We start from the raw sequence: 16,749 nt of genomic DNA, 5'->3' as shown, positions 1-16,749 counted from the left end.
CAAAGAAGAGAGTTAATCCGAATATGCCCACCCGCTCGAAGATCATCTACACCTTCACCGACGAAGCTCCCGCCCTCGCCACCTATTCGCTGCTGCCGATCGTCGAAGCCTTTACCGCCTCGGCCGACATCGCCGTGGAAACCCGCGATATCTCCCTTGCAGGGCGCATCCTGGCCAGCTTCCCCGAGCAACTGGGTGACAAAGCCGTCGCCGACCACCTCGCCGAACTGGGCGACCTGGCCGTGACGCCTGAAGCTAACATCATCAAGCTGCCGAACATCAGCGCCTCGGTGCCGCAACTGCAGGCCGCGATCAAGGAATTGCAGGCCCAGGGCTATGCACTGCCGGACTACCCGGAAACTGTGACCAGCGACGCCGAGAAAGACGCACGCGCCCGCTACGACAAGGTCAAGGGCAGCGCCGTGAACCCGGTCCTGCGTGAAGGCAACTCCGACCGCCGCGCACCGCTGTCGGTCAAGAACTACGCGCGCAAGCACCCGCACAAAATGGGCGCCTGGGCAGCCGACTCCAAGTCTCATGTGGCCCACATGAGCACCGGTGATTTCTACGGCAGCGAAAAAGCCGCCCTGATCGACGCCGCCGGCAGCGTGAAAATCGAGCTGATCGCTCAGGACGGCACTGCCACTGTCCTGAAAGAAAAAACCACCGTACAAGCCGGTGAGATCCTCGACTGCGCCGTGATGAGCAAGAACGCCCTGCGCGACTTCATCGCCGCTGAAATCGAAGACGCCAAGCAAAAAGGCGTCCTGCTGTCGGTCCACCTCAAGGCCACCATGATGAAGGTCTCCGACCCGATCATGTTCGGTCAGATCGTCGCCGAGTTCTACAAAGACGCCCTGGCCAAGCACGCACAAGTGCTGGAGCAGATCGGCTTCAACCTGAACAACGGCATCGGCGACCTGTACGCCCGCATCAAGGCCTTGCCGGCCGAGCAGCAGGCGCAGATCGAAGCCGACATCCAGGCGGTCTACGCGGCGCGCCCATCCCTGGCGATGGTCAACTCCGATAAAGGCATCACCAACCTGCACGTACCGAGCGATGTCATCGTCGACGCCTCGATGCCGGCCATGATCCGTGACTCCGGCAAGATGTGGGGCACCGACGGCCAGTTGCACGACACCAAGGCCGTGATCCCGGATCGCTGCTACGCCACCATCTACCAGGCGGTGATCGAGGACTGCAAGCAACACGGTGCCTTCGATCCGACCACCATGGGCAGCGTGCCGAACGTCGGCCTGATGGCCAAGAAAGCCGAAGAATACGGTTCCCACGACAAGACCTTCCAGATCAAGGCCGACGGCGTGGTCCGTGTTTCGGACAATTCCGGTCGTACCCTGCTGGAGCAGAACGTCGAGGCGGGCGATATCTTCCGCATGTGCCAGACCAAGGACGCGCCGATCCAGGATTGGGTCAAGCTGGCCGTCAACCGTGCCCGCGCCAGCAGCACCCCGGCGATTTTCTGGCTGGACCCGATGCGTGCCCATGACGGCGTGGTGATCGAGAAAGTCCAGGCCTACCTGAAGAACCACGACACTGCCGGCCTGGACATCCGCATCATGTCGCCGGTCGACGCGATGAAATTCACCCTGGCGCGCACCCGCGAAGGCAAGGACACCATTTCGGTGACCGGCAACGTGCTGCGCGACTACCTGACCGACCTGTTCCCGATCATGGAACTGGGCACCAGCGCCAAGATGCTGTCGATCGTGCCGCTGATGAACGGCGGTGGCCTGTTCGAAACCGGCGCTGGCGGCTCGGCACCCAAGCACGTTCAGCAGTTGCTGGAAGAAAACTTCCTGCGCTGGGATTCCCTGGGCGAGTTCCTGGCCCTGGCCGCGTCCCTTGAACACCTGGGCGTGACCTACAACAACCCTAAAGCCTTGGTGCTGGCCAAGACCCTGGATCAGGCTACCGGTGAGTTCCTGGACCGCAACAAGTCGCCTTCGCGCAAGGTCGGCGGCATCGACAACCGTGGCAGCCACTTCTACCTGACGCTGTTCTGGGCCCAGGCATTGGCCGCGCAAAACGACGACGCAGCCCTCAAGGCCCAGTTCACTGCCCTGGCCAAGACACTGACCGACAACGAAGAAAAAATCGTTGCCGAGCTCAATGCCGTCCAAGGCAAACCGGTGGACATCGGCGGTTACTACTTCGCCAACCCGGAGTTGACCAGCAAGGCCATGCGCCCGAGCAACACCTTCAACGCGGCGATTGCTGCGCTGGTGTAAGGTTGTAAAGGAACACCACAAACCCCGGCCCTGGTGCCGGGGTTTGTGTTTCCAGACACAACGCATCCCCCCCCTGTGGGAGCGAGCCTGCTCGCGATAGCGGTATAACATTCAATACTGACGCTGACTGACACACCGGTATCGCGAGCAGGCTCGCTCCCACATTTGACCGTGTTCAACCTTTGAATCGAGAACGCTTCATGGACTGGAACCCCCACATCACCGTCGCCACCATCGTCGAAGACAACGGCCGTTTCCTGATGGTGGAAGAATCCAAGGGCGGACGAGCGGTGCTCAACCAGCCTGCAGGCCACCTGGACCCGAACGAAACCCTGATCGAAGCCGCCGTGCGCGAAACCCTGGAAGAAACCGGCTGGGACGTCGAACCTACCAGCGTGGTGGGCATTTACCTGTACACCGCCCCCAGCAATGGCGTGACCTACCAACGGGTCTGTTTCGCCGCCAAGGCCTTGAACCACCGCCCTGACTATCCACTGGATGATGGCATCCTGGGCGCCAAGTGGCTGACCCGCAACGAGTTGCTCGAACAGCGTGAACACTGGCGCAGCGAGCTGATCATCCGTTGCATCGACGATTATCTGGCCGGTCATCGCCACAGTCTGACGCTGATCCGTCCTTCTCTTTAGCCTTGCGCGTCCGGGCCTGATAGAATCGCGTCCTTTTTCAAGACACTCATTGAACTGCTATGCGTGATCCAGCCCCTTCTGACACCACCAACAAGCGCGTCATTGTCGGCATGTCCGGCGGCGTGGACTCTTCCGTTTCCGCCCTTCTGCTGATCGAGCAGGGTTATGAGGTGGAAGGCCTGTTCATGAAGAACTGGGAAGAAGACGACGGAACCGAATACTGCACCGCCATGGACGACCTGGCGGACGCCCAGGCCGTCTGCGACAGGATCGGCATCAAGCTGCACACCGCCAACTTCGCCGCCGAGTACTGGGACAACGTGTTCGAGCACTTCCTGGCCGAATACAAGGCCGGTCGTACGCCGAACCCGGACATCCTCTGCAACCGGGAAATCAAGTTCAAGGCGTTCCTCGACTACGCCATGATGCTCGGCGCTGACCTGATCGCTACCGGTCACTATGTGCGCCGCCGCGACATCGACGGCCGTACCGAACTGCTCAAGGGCCTGGACCCGAACAAGGACCAGAGCTACTTCCTGCACGCCGTCGGCGGCGAGCAGATCGCCAAGACCCTGTTCCCGGTGGGCGAGCTGGAAAAGCCGCAAGTGCGCGCGATCGCCGAAAAACACGCCCTGGCCACCGCCAAGAAGAAAGATTCCACCGGCATCTGCTTTATTGGTGAAAGGCGTTTCAGCGACTTCCTCAAGCAGTACCTGCCGGCCCAGCCAGGCGAAATCAAGACCACCGAAGGCGACGTCATCGGCCGCCACCATGGCCTGATGTACCACACCATCGGCCAGCGCCAGGGCCTGGGCATCGGCGGGCTGAAGGACGCCGGTGAAGAGCCGTGGTACGTGCTGGTCAAGGACCTGGAGCACAACGAGCTGATCGTCGGCCAGGGCAACGACCATCCGTGGTTGTTCTCCCGCGCCCTGCTCGCCTCCGACATCTATTGGGTCAACCCGATCGACCTCAGCCAACCGCGCCGTCTGACGGCCAAGGTTCGCTACCGCCAGAGTGATCAGCCCTGCATGCTGGAAAAAACCGCCACGGGCTATCGCGCGACGTTCGATGACCCACAACGAGCAGTCACACCCGGCCAGTCCGTGGTGTTCTACGACGGGGAAATCTGCCTGGGCGGCGGCGTGATCGAAGTCGCAGAGCCCTGGAGCAGCAAGGCATGAGCCCGACCCAGGAGCAACTGACGGCATTGGGCGGGGTGTTTCTCGCCGCCGTGCTGGTGGATCGGATCGCCAAGACCGGCCAGGCCACCGAAGCGGGCCTGAGCTGCATGCTCGGCAGCCTGCTGATTCGTGATCCCAAGGACACGCTTGAAGTCTATGGCGGCGATGACCTGAACCTGCGTGAGGGTTATCGCGCACTGATCGGCGCCCTGGAGCGCGACCCCAGCACTCTGCAACGCGAGCCGCTGCGCTACGCCCTGTCGATGCTGGGCCTGGAACGGCAATTGGCCAAGCGCGACGACCTGCTGGATACCATCGGCAATCGCCTGCCGCAGATTCAGTCCCAGGTTGAACACTTCGGTCCCGCCCACGAAAACGTCATCGCCGCTTGCGGTGCGCTGTACCAGGACACCCTGAGCACCTTGCGCCAGCGCATCCAGGTACACGGCGACATGCGCAATCTGCAACAACCGAGCAATGCCTCGAAGATCCGCGCCCTGTTACTGGCCGGAATTCGCTCGGCGCGGTTGTGGCGGCAGTTGGGTGGTCATCGCTGGCAGCTGGTGATCAGCCGACGCAAATTGCTGAAAGAGCTTTACCCGTTGATGCGCAACGAATAAGTCGCCTCAACCCGTTTTTTTTGTGGCGAGGGAGCTTGCTCCCGCTGGACTGCAACGCAGTCCTTTGAGTCCGGCTGATCCAGCGGACTGCCTGGACTCAGGGCCGCTTCGCGCCCCAGCGGGAGCAAGCTCCCTCGCCACAGGTGGTAAATAGTGTTCCGTTACGCGTAATACGCCGGTCAGTTGGCGACGGACCGGCGATTGTTTTCATGTATGATACGCGCCCCATTTCGTTGCCCGACTGTCCGAGAACACCCCATGCAGCTTTCTTCGCTCACTGCGGTTTCCCCTGTTGACGGCCGCTACGCCGGCAAAACCCAGGCCCTGCGCCCGATTTTCAGCGAGTACGGCCTGATCCGCGCTCGCGTCCTGGTTGAAGTGCGCTGGCTCCAGCGCCTTGCCGCTCACCCTGGCATTGCCGAAGTCCCGGCGTTTTCCGCGCAAGCCAACGCGGTGCTGAACGCCCTGGCTGAAAACTTTGTGCTGGAGCACGCCGAGCGCGTCAAAGAGATCGAGCGCACCACCAACCACGACGTCAAAGCCATTGAATACCTGCTCAAGGAGCAGGCGGCCAAGCTGCCGGAACTGGCCAACGTCAGCGAATTCATCCACTTTGCCTGCACCAGCGAGGACATCAACAACCTGTCCCACGCCCTGATGCTGCGCGAAGGCCGTGATGACGTGATGCTGCCGCTGATGCGCCAGACCGCCCAGGCCATCCGCGAGTTGGCAATCCGCTTCGCCGACGTACCGATGCTATCGCGCACCCATGGTCAACCGGCTTCGCCGACCACCCTGGGCAAGGAACTGGCGAACGTGGTGTACCGCCTGGAGCGCCAGATCGCCCAGGTCGCCGCCGTGCCACTGCTGGGCAAGATCAACGGCGCCGTGGGCAACTACAACGCGCACCTGTCGGCCTACCCGGACATCGACTGGGAAGCCAACGCCCGCGCCTTCATCGAAGACGAGCTGGGCCTGAGCTTCAACCCGTACACCACCCAGATCGAACCGCACGACTACATTGCCGAGCTGTTCGATGCGATCGCCCGTTTCAACACCATCCTGATCGACTTCGACCGTGACATCTGGGGCTACATCTCCCTGGGTTATTTCAAGCAGCGCACCATCGCTGGCGAAATCGGTTCCTCGACCATGCCGCACAAGGTCAACCCGATCGACTTCGAAAACTCCGAAGGCAACCTGGGCATCGCCAACGCGCTGTTCCAGCACCTGGCGAGCAAGCTGCCGATCTCCCGCTGGCAGCGCGACCTGACCGACTCCACAGTGCTGCGCAACCTGGGCGTGGGCTTTGCCCACAGCGTCATTGCCTATGAAGCCAGCCTCAAGGGCATCAGCAAGCTGGAACTCAACGAGCAGAAAATCGCCGCCGACCTGGACGCCTGCTGGGAAGTCCTGGCCGAGCCGATCCAGACCGTGATGCGTCGCTACAACATCGAAAACCCGTATGAAAAGCTCAAAGAACTGACCCGTGGCAAGGGCATCAGTCCTGAAGCGTTGCAGACTTTCATTGATGGCCTGGACATGCCTGCCGAGGCCCGCGCCGAGCTGAAAAAGCTCACGCCGGCCAACTACATCGGCAACGCAGCGGCACAAGCCAAGCGCATCTGATCCACCGTTTTGCCCTGAGACGCCCGGCCGCGCCGGGCGTTTTTATTCGCGTCTGAAAAGTATATTTTTTCAATAGGTTACACATGAATCCTGATATTCCTCTGCAACTCTTGGGCGGCATCACGGCACGGGAGTTCCTGCGCGACTACTGGCAGAAAAAACCACTGCTGATCCGCCAGGCGATTCCAGACTTCCAAAGCCCGATCGATGCCGACGAACTGGCCGGCCTGGCCCTGGAAGAAGAAATCGAATCGCGCTTGGTCATCGAGCACGGCGAACGTCCTTGGGAATTGCGTCGCGGCCCGTTTGCCGAAGACGAATTCAGCAAATTGCCGGAGCGCGAGTGGACCCTGCTGGTGCAAGCTGTCGATCAATTCGTACCCGAAGTCAGTGAACTGCTGGAAAACTTCCGTTTCCTGCCGAGCTGGCGCATCGACGATGTGATGATCAGCTTCGCCGCCCCGGGTGGCAGCGTCGGTCCGCATTTCGACAATTACGATGTGTTCCTGCTGCAGGGCCATGGCCAGCGCAACTGGAAAATCGGCCAGATGTGCGACTCCGAGAGCCCGCTGCTGCAACACGCCGACCTGCGCATCCTCGCCGACTTCGAGGCCACCGACGAGTGGACCCTGGAACCGGGCGACATGCTTTACCTGCCGCCACGCCTGGCGCACTGCGGCGTGGCCGTGGATGACTGCATGACCTACTCGGTAGGCTTCCGCGCGCCGAGCGCCGCCGAAGTGCTGACCCACTTCACCGACTTCCTCAGCCAGTTCCTGCCGGACGAAGAACGCTACACCGACGCCGATGCGCGCCCGGTGGCCGACCCGCACCAGATCCAGCACGACGCCCTCGATCGCCTCAAGGGCCTGCTGGCCGAGCACATGAGCGACGAGCGCCTGCTGCTGACCTGGTTCGGCCAGTTCATGACCGAGCCGCGCTACCCGGAGCTAGTGGTAGGTCCGGAACTGGAAGAAGACGACCTGCTGGCCGGCCTGGAACAGGGCGCAGTGATCATCCGCAACCCAAGCGCCCGCCTGGCCTGGTCGGAAGTCGATGATGACCTGCTGCTGTTTGCCAGCGGCCAGAGCCGTTATCTGCCGGGCAAGCTGCGCGACCTGCTGAAAATGATCTGCGCCGCCGATGCCTTGCACAGCGAAAACCTCGGCCCGTGGCTGGCCGACGAAGACGGTCGCGGCCTGATCTGCGAGCTGGTCAAGCAAGGCAGCCTGGGGTTCGCTGATGAATAAAATCCACGTTCGTGTCGCAGACTGGCAAAAGGATAACGCCGAGATCCGGCGCATTCGTGAGACTGTGTTCATTGCCGAGCAGTCCGTCCCGCCTGAACTGGAATGGGATGCCGATGACCAGAGCGCGGTGCATTTTCTGGCGTTTGAAGGCGACTTCCCCATCGGCACCGCGCGCCTGTTGACTGACGGCCATATCGGTCGCGTCTCGGTCCTCAAGGACTGGCGCGGCCTGAAGGTGGGTGACGCGCTGATGCACGCCGTGATCGCCGAAGCCGAGAAGCGCGGGCTCAAGCAGCAGATGCTCAGCGCCCAGGTGCATGCCACGCCGTTCTACGAGCGGCTGGGTTTTGCCGTGGTCAGCGAGGAGTTCCTGGAAGCCGGGATTCCTCATGTGGACATGGTTCGCCATTCGACCTGACCCCTGTGGCGAGGGAGCTTGCTCCCGCTGGGCTGCGCAGCAGCCCTGTATTTTGGGGTCGCTTCGCGACCCAGCGGGAGCAAGCTCCCTCGCCACAAAAGCATCATGCAGCACCACAAAACGCCCCGCCATCCACCGATGCCGGGGCGTTTTGCCGTCTAACATTCAACTTGCCCCACCCCAGGCCGACAAACTGGCAATATCAAGCCTTTGTCTCGCGGAGAAATGGACATGTCCTTACGCACCCTGCTCGCCACCCTGCTGCTCGGCTGCAGCCTGTCGGTGATGGCCGCTACTGAAATCGTCCCGCTGAACTACCGAACCAGCGCCGACCTGTTGCCGGTGGCGCAGAATTTCATCGGCAAGGACGGCCAGGTCAGCGCCTATGGCAACCAACTGATCGTCAATGCCGAGCCCAGTAAAATCGAGGAGCTCAAGGCATTTCTCGCCCAACTGGACACCGCCCCCAAGCGCCTGCTGATCACGGTCGACACCAACGAAAACAACTTGCAGGGCGACCAGGGCTATTCGATCAACGGCGCCGCTCCCAGCCAGACCCGCATCATCAACCGCAGCACCGCCAGCCGCGAAGGCGGCGTGCAGCAGGTACAAGCCAGCGAAGGCCAGCCGGCGCTGATTCAGGTCGGCCAGAGCGTGCCGTTCACCAGCACCCAGACCGACACCTACGGCCGCCTGCAAAGCCAGACCGAATACCGCAACGTCACCCAAGGCTTTTATGTCACGGCCAGCGTCACCGGCGAGACCGTTCATCTGAACATCAGTACCAACCGTGACCGCATGAGCCAGGAACGTCCCGATGTAGTGAACGTTCAAAGTACCGACACAACGGTCAGCGGCCGCTTGGGTGAATGGATCACCCTGGCCGGGGTCAATCGCCAGACTCAGGCCGATAAACAGGGGCTGAGCCGCAGCTACTCGACCCAAGGCCGGGACGACATGATTCTGCGGGTCAAGGTGGATACCCTGAACTGAAGCACCAAAAACTGACTGACGAGTCGTATTAGACCAAAGATGTAGTGCTATAAAAAAAGCACTACAAAACGTTTGACGAGCCAAAAAACCGAAGGCATGATGGCCTCGCTCCCGCTAATCAGGGGCCCTGGCAAGGGCCTTCGGGTCGACGCTTGCAACTACCCTGCGAGCCGATTCGTGTCTGTACCGCCCACAAGGTGTGTTTGACGAGGTTGCGACTGGAACGAAGTTGTCCCGAGGGACGGAAGCGTAACTAGGTAACCCGGCATCACTCTGAGTTCGTATAAAGGCCCACGACGCCCGAATGCGCCCGCAGTTCGCCTCTACCTGCTCACTTTCCCCTCGAGCCCATCGTTCATCCCGTCGCCTCCCCGCCTGAACCGACTTGACCGTCCAACCCCTGGTCGGCAGGAGCAGGAATTTTCCACCCCAGACCTATGCGACGAGGTTTATCTCCATGGCACTGACACGCGAACAGCAAATTGCAGCCCTTGAAAAAGATTGGGCTGAAAACCCGCGCTGGAAAGGCGTGAAGCGCAATTACTCCGCTGCTGACGTCGTCCGTCTGCGTGGCTCGGTTCAACCTGAGCACACTTTTGCGAAAATGGGCGCCGAGAAACTGTGGAACCTGGTCACCCAGGGCGCCAAGCCAGCCTTCCGTCCCGAGAAAGATTTCGTCAACTGCATGGGCGCCCTGACCGGCGGCCAGGCTGTACAGCAAGTCAAGGCCGGTATCCAGGCGATCTACCTGTCGGGCTGGCAAGTGGCTGCGGACAACAACTCCGCCGAGTCGATGTACCCGGACCAGTCGCTGTACCCGGTGGATTCGGTTCCAACCGTGGTCAAGCGCATCAACAACTCGTTCCGTCGTGCCGACCAGATCCAGTGGAAAGCCGGCAAGAACCCAGGCGACGAAGGCTACATCGACTACTTCGCGCCAATCGTGGCCGACGCTGAAGCCGGTTTCGGCGGCGTACTGAACGCCTACGAGCTGATGAAGAGCATGATCGAAGCAGGCGCCGCCGGCGTTCACTTCGAAGACCAACTGGCTTCGGTGAAGAAATGCGGCCACATGGGCGGCAAAGTATTGGTCCCGACCCAGGAAGCCGTGCAGAAGCTCACCGCTGCCCGCCTGGCCGCCGACGTTGCCGGCGTACCGACCATCATCCTGGCCCGTACCGACGCCAACGCCGCTGACCTGCTGACTTCCGACTGCGACCCGTACGACCAGCCGTTCGTGACCGGCACCCGCACCCAGGAAGGCTTCTACAAGGTTCGCGCCGGTCTCGACCAGGCGATCGCCCGTGGCCTGGCCTACGCGCCGTACGCCGACCTGATCTGGTGCGAAACCGCCAAGCCGGACCTGGACGAGGCGCGCCGCTTCGCCGAAGCGATCAAGAAGGAATACCCGGACCAACTGCTGTCGTACAACTGCTCGCCTTCCTTCAACTGGAAGAAAAACCTGGACGACGCGACCATCGCCAAGTTCCAGCGCGAACTGTCCGCCATGGGCTACAAGCACCAGTTCATCACCCTGGCCGGCATTCACAACATGTGGCACAGCATGTTCAATCTGGCGCACGACTACGCCCGCAACGACATGACCGCCTACGTGAAACTGCAAGAGCAGGAGTTCGCTGACGCCGCCAAGGGCTACACCTTCGTGGCTCACCAGCAGGAAGTGGGCACCGGCTACTTCGACGACATGACCACCGTGATCCAGGGCGGCACCTCCTCGGTAACCGCGCTGACCGGCTCCACCGAAGAAGAGCAGTTCCACTGATCCTCGGCATGCCTTGAGTCAACGGCCCTTGCGGACCGAATAAAAGCTAACCGCAAAGCCGACGTTCTACAGCCCCGACTGGTTCGGGGCTTTTTTTCGCCGTTTTTCCAGCTTTCACCAACCGTTGATCGTCAAGGCCATGCGGTTTTTTGGTATGAGTGGGGATCGGAACGACCATTGCTGGAATTACCAGTTGGAGCATGGCCGCCAGAACCCCCCCCTTTCACACCTTGAAGTGACTGACCAACTGCTGCAACTGGTTACCCAGGCGCGCCAATTCGATGCTGGAGGCTGCGGTTTCTTCGCTGGCTGAGGCGGTCTGTTCGGATACATCGCGCACACTCAGGACACTGCGACTGATTTCCTCGGCCACCGAGCTTTGTTGCACCGCGGCGGCGGCAATCTGTTGGTTCATGGCCTGAATGCCAGAAACCGCCTGGGTGATGTTGCCCAGGGATGTGCCGGCCTTGCATGCCAATTCCACGCTGCTGTCGGTCAGTTCACGGCTGCTCTGCATAATGCTCGATACCTGACGCGTGCCGCTCTGCAAGCCCGCCACCAGGCTCTCGATCTCTTCGGTGGAATGCTGGGTACGCTGGGCCAGCCCACGTACTTCGTCGGCGACCACGGCAAAACCGCGCCCGGCGTCACCCGCGCGAGCGGCCTCAATGGCGGCGTTAAGGGCCAGCAAGTTGGTCTGCTCAGCCACCGCCCTGATCACGTCCATGATCTTGCCGATGCGACCGCTTTCTTGCTCCAGCTCGTTCATGGCGTCGACTGAGCGCCCGACCTCGCTGGCCAAGCGCTCGATCTGAACGATGGCTTGCGCGACCACTTGGTCGCCAATACGGGCTTGTGCATCGGCCTCTGAGGCGGCTGCGCGAGCCTGTTCGGCATTACGCGCGACTTCATGCACGGTAACCGACATTTCGTGCATGGCGGTCGCCACCTGATCGGTCTCGATCTTCTGACTATTGACCCCGGCACTGGTCTGCTCAGTAACAGCCGATAGCTCTTCGGCGGCACTGGCGATTTGGGTGACACCATCGCGGATGCCACCGATCAGGTCGCGCAAGGTGCTGCCCATACGCTGAATACCCTGCTGCAAAACACCCAGCTCATCACGACGAGTCACGATCATGTGTTGCGTGAGGTCGCCTGCCGCAATGCGATCGACCACAGCCAATGTGTCTTGCAACGGCCGTGTAATCTGGCGGGTGATGATCAGGGCGGCGAAAATCCCCAACAACATCGCCAAGGCAGTACAGCTCAGCTGCAGAATGCGAGCCTGGGCGCTGTCTTCGTCACGGGACGCCAGTTGGCTGGCATACATTTCGTCAGACAGACGGGTGATGGTTTCACCCAAATCGGTGGTGTCCTGCACAGCCTTGCCTATGGCCTGATTACTGGCCGTGAAGTCCTGTACCGAACGACGGTAAGCAATCAGCGCGGTTTCCAACTGCTTGATGGTGTCGGCATAGGTTGGGCCGAAAGCGCTGTTGAGCGCTTCAATGCTCTTGAACGCATTTTCGAGCTGGCGGGTGGCGGCTTGTTCGGTGGCGCTGTTGGGGTTGCCGGTATAGCCACGCACTTCATAACGCACCAGCGCCACGTCCTCTTTGGCCTTGAGAATGAGCTTGTAAAGGTCAAAGCGGCGCTCATCCGAGGCGGGCAGTGCTTCCACGTCAGCGATGACCCTGGCAATCAGCGCGGCGCCCTTGACCGCATTGACGCCCATTTCCTTGCGCATGGCTGCGTCATTGCGATAAGCCTCGCGCATCGTATTGAGTGCCACTTGATACTGCGTGCTGGCCTGCTCGATCAGAGCAAGTTTCTTCAGGTTTTCCGGTTTTCTCAGTTCTTTTGCGAGGCTTTTCTGCTGGGCGACAAACTGCTCCAGCGACGCCTGGATCAATGCACCTTTTTGTTCATCACCCCGGTCCAACTGGTACTGCAAGCGAGCTCTGCGCAGGTGATCAAGGCGGTTGCCCAGTTCGGTAATGCTGGTCATTCGATCCGTGCGCTCGATCATTTTCCCCAGGCTGAACCAGCCGGTCGCAGCGAGAATAGCGGTCAGAAGCAGCACAACAGCAAAGCCCAAAGCCAGCTTGAGCATAACGCTCATATTCGCGATCCAAGAGTTCATGACTTTCCTTTGGTATCAGCCACGAACGATGAAACTGACGCGGCTATCTAAGAAGGGGCCGAAAATCTAACCAGTATTGATATAGATGATTAGATGAATGAAGCATAAAGATAGCCATTTGATATCACCTCTTCAAGACCTTAAACCCAACCTCGTGCCGTTTTTTTGCTCGCACGACGGTGGTCGCTTAAACACGAAATTCCCTGGCCATAGGATTTGCGCGGGGTTAGCTGAGCGACATTGATCGGACGCCCACGGCTTTTTTGAGCCGTTTTTTTTCAAGCAATCTACTCTGTAGGAGCTAGCCTGCATCTGTGGGTGCCAAGCTTGCCCGTAATGAACGATTGCGCAGTCTGCCTCGGGACAGCGTTGCCGGCATCGCGAGCAAGCTTGGCTCCCACAGGAGCAGTCCCCATGCAGATCCAACCTTCACCGAGCCCGCCCCCCAAAAAAACTGCGGCGCACGGTTAGAAAAATTGATCGAACGCAGTATTGGGCAGTCCGAAAAGGAGTAAAACGTCCGACGCTGACAATTGCAGTAGCGGCAATGTAAGGCTGCCCCTCGGACACAACACTAAGTGCGTAGCAGAAAGGCCGCCACAGATAATAATAATTATCATTTGAAAGCCATTATCATTGTTGCATTCCGCACGAAATATTATTGATCAACAGCCGGCCAACGCCCACGGGGCCGGGGCCGCAGGGTCCTGGAGGTACGCTATGTGCTTATTCCAATAAATAATTTCGCTATAGGAATTTTACTTGCCCGGTGTTTAGCCATAAAATCACCGCGATTGATTGCTGCGACATATCGTCACTGCGTTATTTCTTTTCAAGCTCAGAGACCTTTGCTCTCTGTTAAGGATTTCCAGCATGCCCGAAGCGACAGGACTCATGGCCCACAACTGGGGCTTTGCCATTTTCCTTCTGGGCGTTGTCGGCCTGTGTGCCTTCATGCTCGGCGTGTCGAGCCTGCTCGGGTCAAAAGCCTGGGGCCGCAGCAAAAATGAACCGTTCGAGTCCGGCATGCTGCCTACCGGTGGCGCCCGCTTGCGGCTCTCAGCCAAATTCTATCTGGTCGCGATGCTCTTCGTGATCTTCGATATCGAAGCCCTCTTTCTCTTTGCATGGTCTGTGTCCGTCCGCGAAAGCGGCTGGACCGGATTCGTCGAAGCTCTCGTTTTCATAGCAATTCTGTTGGCAGGTCTTGTCTACCTTTGGCGGGTGGGGGCTCTTGATTGGGCTCCGGAAGGTCGTCGTAAGCGGCAAGCGAAGCTGAAACAATGAGGCTTTGGCAATGCAATACAATCTCACCAGGATCGACCCCGATGCTCCTAACGAGCAGTATCCGATTGGCGAGCGGGAAACCGTTTCCGATCCGTTAGAAGATCAAGTCCACAAAAACATCTTCATGGGCAAGCTCGAAGACGTGCTGAACAACACGGTCAACTGGGGTCGCAAGAACTCCCTGTGGCCGTACAACTTCGGCCTTTCGTGCTGCTACGTGGAAATGACCACCGCCTTCACGGCGCCCCACGACATCGCGCGCTTTGGCGCCGAGGTGATCCGGGCATCGCCGCGCCAGGCGGATTTCATGGTTATTGCCGGGACCTGCTTCATCAAGATGGCGCCGATCATCCAGCGTCTCTACGAGCAAATGCTCGAACCGAAGTGGGTTATCTCCATGGGTTCGTGCGCCAACTCCGGTGGCATGTACGACATCTATTCCGTCGTTCAAGGGGTGGACAAGTTCCTGCCCGTGGACGTCTACGTGCCTGGCTGCCCGCCTCGCCCTGAAGCTTTCCTGCAAGGCTTGATGCTGTTGCAGGAGTCGATTGGCCAGGAGCGTCGCCCACTGTCCTGGGTCGTTGGTGATCAAGGCGTCTATCGCGCCGAGATGCCATCGCAAAAGGAACAGCGTCGCGAACAGCGTATCGCAGTCACCAACCTGCGCAGCCCCGACGAAGTCTGATCCAGCTCTGCTCTGCATAAGAAACGAGAACCTGGCTTCATTCTTTACGTTGACCGAAAGCGATAAATAACCATGACTACAGGCAGTGCTCTGTACATCCCGCCTTACAAGGCAGACGACCAGGATGTGGTCGTCGAACTGAACAACCGTTTTGGCCCCGAGGCGTTCACCGCCCAGCCGACCCGCACCGGCATGCCGGTGCTTTGGGTTGCCCGCGCCAAACTCGTCGAAGTCCTGACTTTCCTGCGCAACCTGCCCAAGCCGTACGTCATGCTCTATGACTTGCATGGCGTGGACGAGCGTCTGCGCACCAAGCGTCAAGGGCTGCCCGACGGCGTCGATTTCACCGTGTTCTATCACCTGATGTCGATCGAACGTAATAGTGACGTGATGATCAAGGTCGCCTTGTCCGAGAGCGACCTCAGCGTGCCGACCGTGACCGGTATCTGGCCGAACGCCAACTGGTACGAACGTGAAGTGTGGGACATGTTCGGGATCGATTTCCCCGGCCACCCGCACCTGACGCGCATCATGATGCCGCCGACCTGGGAAGGTCACCCGCTGCGCAAGGACTTCCCGGCCCGCGCCACCGAGTTCGATCCGTTCAGCCTGTCCCTGGCCAAGCAACAGCTCGAGGAAGAAGCCGCGCGCTTCAAGCCGGAAGACTGGGGCATGAAACGCTCCGGGGCGAACGAGGACTACATGTTCCTCAACCTGGGCCCGAACCACCCTTCGGCCCACGGTGCATTCCGCATCATCCTGCAGCTGGACGGCGAAGAGATCGTCGACTGCGTCCCGGACATCGGTTACCACCACCGTGGCGCCGAGAAAATGGGCGAGCGCCAGTCCTGGCACAGCTACATTCCCTACACCGACCGCATCGATTACCTCGGCGGCGTGATGAACAACCTGCCGTACGTGCTTTCGGTCGAGAAACTGGCCGGGATCAAGGTGCCGGAAAAGGTCGACGTCATCCGCATCATGATGGCCGAGTTCTTCCGGATCACCAGCCACCTGCTGTTCCTGGGTACCTACATCCAGGACGTTGGCGCCATGACCCCGGTGTTCTTCACCTTCACCGACCGCCAGAAGGCCTACACGGTGATCGAAGCCATCACCGGTTTCCGCCTGCACCCGGCCTGGTACCGCATCGGTGGGGTTGCCCACGACCTGCCGCGGGGCTGGGAAAAGCTGGTCAAGGATTTCGTCGAATGGATGCCCAAGCGCCTGGACGAATACACCAAGGCCGCCTTGCAGAACAGCATCCTCAAGGGCCGTACCATCGGGGTCGCCGCCTACAACACCAAAGAGGCCCTGGAATGGGGTGTCACCGGTGCGGGCCTGCGTTCCACCGGTTGCGACTTCGACCTGCGCAAGGCGCGTCCTTACTCCGGCTATGAAAACTTCGAATTCGAAGTACCGCTGGCAGTCAATGGTGATGCCTATGACCGCTGCATGGTTCGCGTCGAGGAGATGCGCCAGAGCATCAAGATCATCGACCAGTGCATGCGCAACATGCCGGAAGGCCCGTACAAGGCGGATCACCCGCTGACCACGCCGCCGCCCAAAGAGCGCACGCTGCAACACATCGAGACCCTGATCACGCACTTCCTGCAGGTTTCGTGGGGCCCGGTCATGCCGGCCAACGAGTCCTTCCAGATGATCGAAGCGACCAAGGGCATCAACAGTTATTACCTGACGAGCGACGGCGGCACCATGAGCTACCGCACCCGGATTCGCACCCCAAGCTTCCCACACCTGCAGCAGATCCCTTCGGTGATCAAAGGCAGCATGGTCGCGGATATGATTGCGTACCTGGGTAGTATCGATTTCGTTATGGCCGACGTGGACCGCTAAG

13 protein-coding genes and 1 pseudogene are annotated in these 16,749 nt (G+C 60.1%); 12 read left to right on the top strand and 2 right to left on the bottom strand.

All coding sequences use genetic code 11. From position 1 onward, the window contains the following. Positions 1–23: 23 nt before the first annotated feature. From GKKCFE_RS08465 to aceA, 9 genes are all read left to right on the top strand, one after another. On the top strand, positions 24–2,249 hold the full coding sequence (locus GKKCFE_RS08465) for an NADP-dependent isocitrate dehydrogenase (RefSeq protein ID WP_445577724.1): 2,226 nt from the start codon (positions 24–26) through the stop codon (positions 2,247–2,249). Positions 2,250–2,449: 200 nt separating this feature from the next. Continuing rightward, the gene (locus GKKCFE_RS08460) at positions 2,450–2,896 is read left to right on the top strand and encodes an NUDIX hydrolase (RefSeq protein WP_047227725.1); all 447 of its coding nucleotides are present in this window, start codon (positions 2,450–2,452) and stop codon (positions 2,894–2,896) included. Positions 2,897–2,955: 59 nt separating this feature from the next. Next, positions 2,956–4,080, top strand: a complete 1,125-nt coding sequence (gene mnmA, locus GKKCFE_RS08455; protein WP_188251539.1) for a tRNA 2-thiouridine(34) synthase MnmA — start codon at positions 2,956–2,958, stop codon at positions 4,078–4,080. Continuing rightward, positions 4,077–4,700, top strand: a complete 624-nt coding sequence (gene hflD, locus GKKCFE_RS08450) for a high frequency lysogenization protein HflD (protein ID WP_047227727.1) — start codon at positions 4,077–4,079, stop codon at positions 4,698–4,700. Before mnmA ends, hflD begins: the two co-directional genes overlap by 4 nt. A gap of 258 nt (positions 4,701–4,958) precedes the next feature. Continuing rightward, positions 4,959–6,329: an adenylosuccinate lyase gene (purB, locus tag GKKCFE_RS08445; RefSeq protein ID WP_047227728.1), complete on the top strand. Its 1,371-nt coding sequence runs from the start codon at positions 4,959–4,961 to the stop codon at positions 6,327–6,329. A gap of 83 nt (positions 6,330–6,412) precedes the next feature. Beyond that, on the top strand, positions 6,413–7,579 hold the full coding sequence (locus GKKCFE_RS08440; RefSeq protein WP_310662954.1) for a ribosomal protein uL16 3-hydroxylase: 1,167 nt from the start codon (positions 6,413–6,415) through the stop codon (positions 7,577–7,579). Continuing rightward, a complete protein-coding gene (locus GKKCFE_RS08435; protein WP_188251538.1) occupies positions 7,572–7,997 on the top strand; it encodes a GNAT family N-acetyltransferase in 426 nt (141 codons plus the stop codon). Before GKKCFE_RS08440 ends, GKKCFE_RS08435 begins: the two co-directional genes overlap by 8 nt. A gap of 231 nt (positions 7,998–8,228) precedes the next feature. Further along, the gene (locus tag GKKCFE_RS08430) at positions 8,229–8,990 is read left to right on the top strand and encodes a secretin N-terminal domain-containing protein (RefSeq protein WP_047227731.1); all 762 of its coding nucleotides are present in this window, start codon (positions 8,229–8,231) and stop codon (positions 8,988–8,990) included. A gap of 457 nt (positions 8,991–9,447) precedes the next feature. Continuing rightward, positions 9,448–10,773: an isocitrate lyase gene (gene aceA, locus GKKCFE_RS08425; RefSeq protein ID WP_014337679.1), complete on the top strand. Its 1,326-nt coding sequence runs from the start codon at positions 9,448–9,450 to the stop codon at positions 10,771–10,773. 223 nt (positions 10,774–10,996) lie between these two features. Here the strand turns inward: aceA and GKKCFE_RS08420 are convergent, their stop codons facing one another. Further along, a complete protein-coding gene (locus tag GKKCFE_RS08420; protein WP_409078013.1) occupies positions 10,997–11,701 on the bottom strand; it encodes a methyl-accepting chemotaxis protein in 705 nt (234 codons plus the stop codon). Between the two features lie 198 nt (positions 11,702–11,899). After that, positions 11,900–12,784 (bottom strand): annotated as a pseudogene (locus GKKCFE_RS08415) (methyl-accepting chemotaxis protein); the annotation flags it as partial. Positions 12,785–13,792: 1,008 nt separating this feature from the next. On the opposite strand from GKKCFE_RS08415, the gene GKKCFE_RS08410 reads away from it, so the two are divergent. The 3 genes from GKKCFE_RS08410 (at position 13,793) to nuoC (ending at position 16,748) form a co-directional block, all read left to right on the top strand. After that, the gene (locus GKKCFE_RS08410; protein ID WP_011062185.1) at positions 13,793–14,206 is read left to right on the top strand and encodes an NADH-quinone oxidoreductase subunit A; all 414 of its coding nucleotides are present in this window, start codon (positions 13,793–13,795) and stop codon (positions 14,204–14,206) included. Between the two features lie 10 nt (positions 14,207–14,216). Then, a complete protein-coding gene (locus tag GKKCFE_RS08405; protein ID WP_047227733.1) occupies positions 14,217–14,891 on the top strand; it encodes a NuoB/complex I 20 kDa subunit family protein in 675 nt (224 codons plus the stop codon). 72 nt (positions 14,892–14,963) lie between these two features. Next, the gene (nuoC, locus tag GKKCFE_RS08400; RefSeq protein WP_047227734.1) at positions 14,964–16,748 is read left to right on the top strand and encodes an NADH-quinone oxidoreductase subunit C/D; all 1,785 of its coding nucleotides are present in this window, start codon (positions 14,964–14,966) and stop codon (positions 16,746–16,748) included. The last annotated feature ends 1 nt before the right edge of the window (position 16,749 follow it).

The sequence above is a fragment of the Pseudomonas sp. E141 genome (genome assembly GCF_052659885.1).
This window is presented reverse-complemented; position numbering and strand designations above follow the sequence as displayed.

Coding starts and splice junctions, on each gene's coding strand:
- GKKCFE_RS08465 (WP_445577724.1), top strand. CDS start 24: ATGCCCACCCGCTCGAAGATCATCTACACCTTCACCGACGAAGCTCCC.
- GKKCFE_RS08460 (WP_047227725.1), top strand. CDS start 2,450: ATGGACTGGAACCCCCACATCACCGTCGCCACCATCGTCGAAGACAAC.
- mnmA (WP_188251539.1), top strand. CDS start 2,956: ATGCGTGATCCAGCCCCTTCTGACACCACCAACAAGCGCGTCATTGTC.
- hflD (WP_047227727.1), top strand. CDS start 4,077: ATGAGCCCGACCCAGGAGCAACTGACGGCATTGGGCGGGGTGTTTCTC.
- purB (WP_047227728.1), top strand. CDS start 4,959: ATGCAGCTTTCTTCGCTCACTGCGGTTTCCCCTGTTGACGGCCGCTAC.
- GKKCFE_RS08440 (WP_310662954.1), top strand. CDS start 6,413: ATGAATCCTGATATTCCTCTGCAACTCTTGGGCGGCATCACGGCACGG.
- GKKCFE_RS08435 (WP_188251538.1), top strand. CDS start 7,572: ATGAATAAAATCCACGTTCGTGTCGCAGACTGGCAAAAGGATAACGCC.
- GKKCFE_RS08430 (WP_047227731.1), top strand. CDS start 8,229: ATGTCCTTACGCACCCTGCTCGCCACCCTGCTGCTCGGCTGCAGCCTG.
- aceA (WP_014337679.1), top strand. CDS start 9,448: ATGGCACTGACACGCGAACAGCAAATTGCAGCCCTTGAAAAAGATTGG.
- GKKCFE_RS08420 (WP_409078013.1), bottom strand. CDS start 11,701: ATGTCGGTTACCGTGCATGAAGTCGCGCGTAATGCCGAACAGGCTCGC.
- GKKCFE_RS08410 (WP_011062185.1), top strand. CDS start 13,793: ATGCCCGAAGCGACAGGACTCATGGCCCACAACTGGGGCTTTGCCATT.
- GKKCFE_RS08405 (WP_047227733.1), top strand. CDS start 14,217: ATGCAATACAATCTCACCAGGATCGACCCCGATGCTCCTAACGAGCAG.
- nuoC (WP_047227734.1), top strand. CDS start 14,964: ATGACTACAGGCAGTGCTCTGTACATCCCGCCTTACAAGGCAGACGAC.